Below are 5,056 nucleotides of genomic sequence, written 5' to 3'. Positions count from 1 at the left end.
AATCTAACTTTCTTAATTACGAATTACGAATTAATAAAATTCTGCGTGCAAGTTGGTGGAGCATTGCGTGTTCTCAGTTACTAGAGGGACTCCACTGGTGAGTTGTTACACACTCTTTTAAGGATGGCTACTTTTAAGCCTACCTCCCAGGTTCTTCGTACTCCCCATTCACACACGCGCACTGCATTTGGCAGTGTTACTTTTCCTCTCGTACTAGTATGTAGGCTCCACGAGTTGGGGCACGCAAGATATTATTATAGTACATTATACTACAGAAATACTACTTTATCGATTACAAGACAAGAGGTAAAGCTAGATAAAGATGATTGAATTATCTACTGCGTCAGCGATCGCTCATTTGCGCCTGCCATGCGTAAGGGCAATGGTACGGAAGTATCCTTCATATAGGCGATTGCACTCGGTATGCATAACTAAATATAACTATTGTCACTGTAACTAATTGGCACAAAATAGTACAGGTTGCCTTACTAAAAATCTACAGCGATCGCAGTGCAGTAATGGTATCAACGTTATTTTAATGATTGGTAAAGTACAGGGTTTGAGTTTCCAAAACCTTTTGGTTTACACCCTAGCATCTACCTACAGTAAAAAAACTAAGGGTACAAATACTATGGTAGTTTAAACAGAAGTATTAGAATAAATACGTTTTGTTGCTTAGAAATGGAGTAGCTATTTTGTTGAATATCAAATCTTTGTCAGTAGTTTGTACAAGCACATCGTTACTTGTATTGGGTATTAATGAAATAGGGTCTGCTTCTTCCTTTAATCCGACACCTGTGTTTGACAACGTTGCTAGCTACAGTACTACTATTACTGGAGATAATAATCTAGCTGATATTTACTATCCTAATCCAACAGACTTAAAAACAAGCAATTATTCCTTTCCAGTAGCACTATTACTACAAGGTGCACTAGTTGACAAATCAAATTACTCTAATTACGCTAAACAAGTTGCACGTTATGGATTTGTAGTAGTGGTGCCAAACAGCAAGCGTATAGCTCCAATATTTGGCGAAGCATTATTACCCCAAACTAGCCAAATTAATACAGCTTTACAACAAATTGTAGTTGAAAATAAGAATGTTAGTTCACCTATTGTAGGCTTGCTGGATACAGAGAAAGTAGGATTATTGGGTCATTCGTTAGGCAGCGCCGTAGGATTATCTGCAATTGGAAATTTATGCTTGAAACCAACACTTTGTCCGGGTTCTTTCTCTCGACCTAAACAAATTGTAGCAGGAGCATTCTATGGTGGTGGTCTTCGCAATGAGAATGATGTTTATCTTCCTATTAACAATGATGGAATACCAGTTGCACTCCTGCAAGGGGATCGTGATGGCAGAGCGCTGCCTTTCCGGGCTAGTTTAACTTATGACAAAATTAAAAATCCACCTGCTGCACTGATTAATATCAAAGGTGCCAATCATTTTAGTATCACAAATACAAATAATCCTGCTGGTGCAATTCCTGACCCGATAAATTCTACACTTAATCAAGATGTAGCTATTGAAACAATTGCTCGGTGGAGTGGTTTGTTTTTACGTGCAAGTATTCTTAATGATAAAGACGCTTTTAATTACGTTTATTACACAGGTGAAGCTGCTGACTCCAATGTGACAGTAGAGAGTAAACGTGTTCCTGAATCGGCATCGACTGTTGCACCTTTAGGGATATTGTTTACTTATTTTACGATTACTCAACTACGAAAAAGAATAAATGAATCAAAACGCCATTTTAAAACCAATCTCTAAAACAGTCCTTGTTACTGGAACATCCAATGGTATTGGTAAACTGGCTACTATTTACTTTGCCAAGCACAGATGGAATGTTGTTGCAACAATATGAAACCCTAGTAGTAACAACCTTTATTTTGAGAAAAATTTTTCGATGTACGATAGTCTGATTAAAATTTACAAAGTAAGCAATGCTTACTTTTTGTAATAATAAACATTGCTATACTTTAAAACTCACTTATCCGATCGCACAGGCAACGGCATATCCAGAATCTCCATCAGCAAATCCAGACGAGAGGGGCGCGTCAAGAGTGGGACGATGTTCGGCAAACTGTAGTAGTCACCTGCAAAAGTGAACGTATCTACAGGTGCTTGCTGCTGCTTCAGTTGACTCTCTACCCAGTCGTAATGAGTACCCACACGGACAATCACCACATTGGGCATTATCGCCAATTCCCGGCAGTAGTTCTTGTAGACTTCACCGAAGTAAGGAGCCGCATTTTCGCCCTCATCCGTCACCAAGATGATTTGGTCAACCACCTGCTTCTTCTTCCGCATTGCTTCCAATGCACAACCGATACTAGTACCACCGCCTGCATTGATATGCTGGAAAGCACGCTCCCAGTCGCTCAACTCCTTGCCCTTTGCTGTAACAGGATACGGAATTGTGTCAAAGGCGTAAACAAACAGTTCTGCCTGAGTGATACCAGAGATTAGGGCAGCGAGTTGCTTACCGATCGCGATCGCATTTTCCATTGAACCAGATTTGTCCACCAATAAAGCAGTTGGACGAGCGATCGCACCCCGCCGCTTCACCTGTTCGTTAGTCACCTTTTCCAGTTGGGCAACGGTGTCTGCGTCAAAATCTCCTGCGTCTGTGGCAATCTGTGCTTTGAATGCTGAAACACGCCCACTCTTAGACGCTGCTTTCAGCTTGGAATCAATCAACTTCTTAACTTCTGGGTGATCCATTGCACCTCTAGTCTGGAGAGACTTGAGGTTGTTGATCGTTTCTTGAGGAGTCATGCTGTTGATTAACGCCACCAAGACAACAGGTGTAAGTTGCTTGATTGCACCAATTGCGATCGTGTAGGGAATGTTGAACTCCACGATCAGCCGTGCCTGTTCTGCGGCACTTTCTGCCTTAGCAAGCTGCTTCAGCACATTTGCTAAGGAACCCTCTGGAGGAGTATCGCGGAAAAGAATCGCATTTGCCCGTTCATTTGGCTTGATGTGCAGTGAAGCATATAAGTGCTTCATTGCTTTACGACCTCTGAGTGCAGCGCGATCGAACAGAGCCGGATTGCTTTCTCGCACCTTCAAGTAACGCCGTACCGCAGTGCGAGCGGAACGAGGCAGTTTATTCTGCTGCTGCTTCATGAAGTCCACCACACGAGCTACCTGATAGGGTGGAAACTCTTGCAGCATCATAAATCCAGCATCTCGGTGTTCAGTCAAATTGCTGGTTAACAAATGAGCAACAAACACCTCTTTGTGGTCGCGGACATCACCATGACGCTGATACCAAATTGCCAGGTGTCCGTAGAAGATGGGATCGAGTTCAACAATTAACTGATGAATTTCTGTAACTTGCTCAAGCTTGCGGTGAGGAGTTGTCAGCAAACTGTTGAGCATTTCCAAACGCAGGTCACGTTCTGCGGTATTCATTATAAACCTCCTCTAGTTGTGATGGATGAGGAGCCAGATGTTGCACGCGAGGTGATCAAGTCACCGCGCAAGTTGTAGAAGCATTGTGTATAACTTGTGCTTTAAATAATTGAAATTCCGCACAAGTTAGCAAAGCAGTTTTCACAATTGCCTATACCAATTTGGCTACGCTCCCATCAAAGGGAGCGACAGGAATCGTTCACCTGCATTCCGTTGCCGGAGTGTGTAGGCTTCACAAGTTAGGGCGCGGAATTAAATCTTAAGTCACTGGATGACTCTGAAATTTAACCATAGACAGCTTCAGGACGGATGATAAAATCACCACTGGGACGGCGATCAATTACGTAAGCAGAAAGGCGATCGCTATTCACATCTAAATGTCGAGCAACGCGCTCCTTCACTGCCAGATCATTCATCCCTGCTGCAATTCCCAATTGGGTTTTTGGCACATCAACAGAACGTCCTTCAAATCGAATATGAACCATTACAATCACCTCTTGTTTTAATTACGAACTGATATTAGTGGATCTGATCGGGATTGAACCGATACCCTCCCTGTGAGAGTTACACTCACACCTCATGCAAGTTGAAAAAGCTGTGGTTACACCGCAGGAATTGAACCTGCAACTTATCGTTTTAGAGACGATCGCTCTACCATTGAGCAAGTATGTAAGCTTTTTCTGTCAGGGCACAAGTGACATCCGGGATCTCTACCGTTAGAGCTACAGACCCAAGGAAAGCATTATTGCAATGCTTTTGAGGAGGCTTTTCTTGTATACTACAAATGTAGTACACGATTTACATAATGTCAAGTGTCGGGATGGATTGGGCAATTGTCTTTGATGTAGTGTCATGGAAACCATTGCCCGACAGCATCGACCATTTTTCACCATTTGGCACGAGCGCAGCGGAACCAGTACCTTCTTTCATGACAGTCTTTCAACTCGACACCACAATCTTGGTTTTCAGCCAGCAACAGAGCAGGTTGACTGGGTGCATAATCCAAGAGCGCCAGCGTTGTACACAGTCCATTTGCCGTAAGCAAGTCGCTCAGTGCCCACCTGCCCCCTGCCTCCTGCCTCCTGCCTCCTTCACGGCTTTGTTTTTAATTAAAAAGTATTGAATGCAGTTGACAAATTCTTCTAATTCTAAAATTAAATTAGTAGTACCTTTAAGGTCTCGATCGCTAGCTAGTTGTTCTAGTTTGTCAGTTGCTAAGTACATAGCTGTGGCTCCAATGTTGGCACTAGCACCTTTAACGTGATGAGTTTCTCGCGCTATTTGCTCAAAGTCATCCGTTGCGATCGCTGCTTTAATTATCTCTAAACGGGGTTTAATATCTTCAACGCATATTTGCAATAAATTTAATTCAAATTCTTCATCATTTCCTGATATCTGATGTAAATGTTCCCAATCAATTGCTAAGTCAGTGGAAACTGTCTGTTCATACACACCTGCTTCTTGCTGGGAAACGATCACACCTGTCCAATGCTCTAAAGTCTCAGCCAATTTTTCTTTAAATACTGGCTTACTCAAATAGTCGTCCATTCCGGCATTTAGACACGTTTGTTCGTCTTCTTTCATTACATTAGCTGTCATCGCAATCACCACAGGACGATGACCCAATGCAAAAG

The 5,056-nt window shown here is 42.5% G+C and carries 5 protein-coding genes; 2 read left to right on the top strand and 3 right to left on the bottom strand.

The features are described 5' to 3' along the window. The first annotated feature begins 695 nt into the window (after window positions 1-695). Complete coding sequence (locus IQ229_RS12595) at window positions 696-1,772, top strand: alpha/beta hydrolase family protein (protein WP_194044150.1); 1,077 nt, start codon at window positions 696-698, stop codon at window positions 1,770-1,772. 216 nt (window positions 1,773-1,988) lie between these two features. Here IQ229_RS12595 and IQ229_RS12590 read toward each other — a convergent pair whose 3' ends face one another. Both IQ229_RS12590 and IQ229_RS12585 read right to left on the bottom strand, forming a co-directional pair. After that, window positions 1,989-3,422 carry a vWA domain-containing protein gene (locus IQ229_RS12590; RefSeq protein WP_194044148.1) on the bottom strand — a complete coding sequence of 478 codons (1,434 nt, stop codon included), beginning with the start codon at window positions 3,420-3,422 and terminating at the stop codon, window positions 1,989-1,991. Between the two features lie 284 nt (window positions 3,423-3,706). Beyond that, a complete protein-coding gene (locus tag IQ229_RS12585) occupies window positions 3,707-3,907 on the bottom strand; it encodes a hypothetical protein (RefSeq protein WP_194044146.1) in 201 nt (66 codons plus the stop codon). Between the two features lie 94 nt (window positions 3,908-4,001). On the opposite strand from IQ229_RS12585, the gene IQ229_RS12580 reads away from it, so the two are divergent. Then, window positions 4,002-4,142, top strand: a complete 141-nt coding sequence (locus IQ229_RS12580) for a hypothetical protein (protein ID WP_194044144.1) — start codon at window positions 4,002-4,004, stop codon at window positions 4,140-4,142. 330 nt (window positions 4,143-4,472) lie between these two features. Here IQ229_RS12580 and IQ229_RS12570 read toward each other — a convergent pair. After that, a partial coding sequence (locus tag IQ229_RS12570) for an Hpt domain-containing protein (protein WP_194044140.1) occupies window positions 4,473-5,056 on the bottom strand: 584 nt, incomplete at its 5' end.

The organism is Nostoc cf. edaphicum LEGE 07299, from assembly GCF_015207245.1.
Classification (GTDB): Bacteria; Cyanobacteriota; Cyanobacteriia; order Cyanobacteriales; family Nostocaceae; genus Nostoc; species Nostoc edaphicum_B.
Note: the sequence above shows the minus strand (reverse complement) of the source record. Positions and strands in the feature narration are given on the sequence as shown.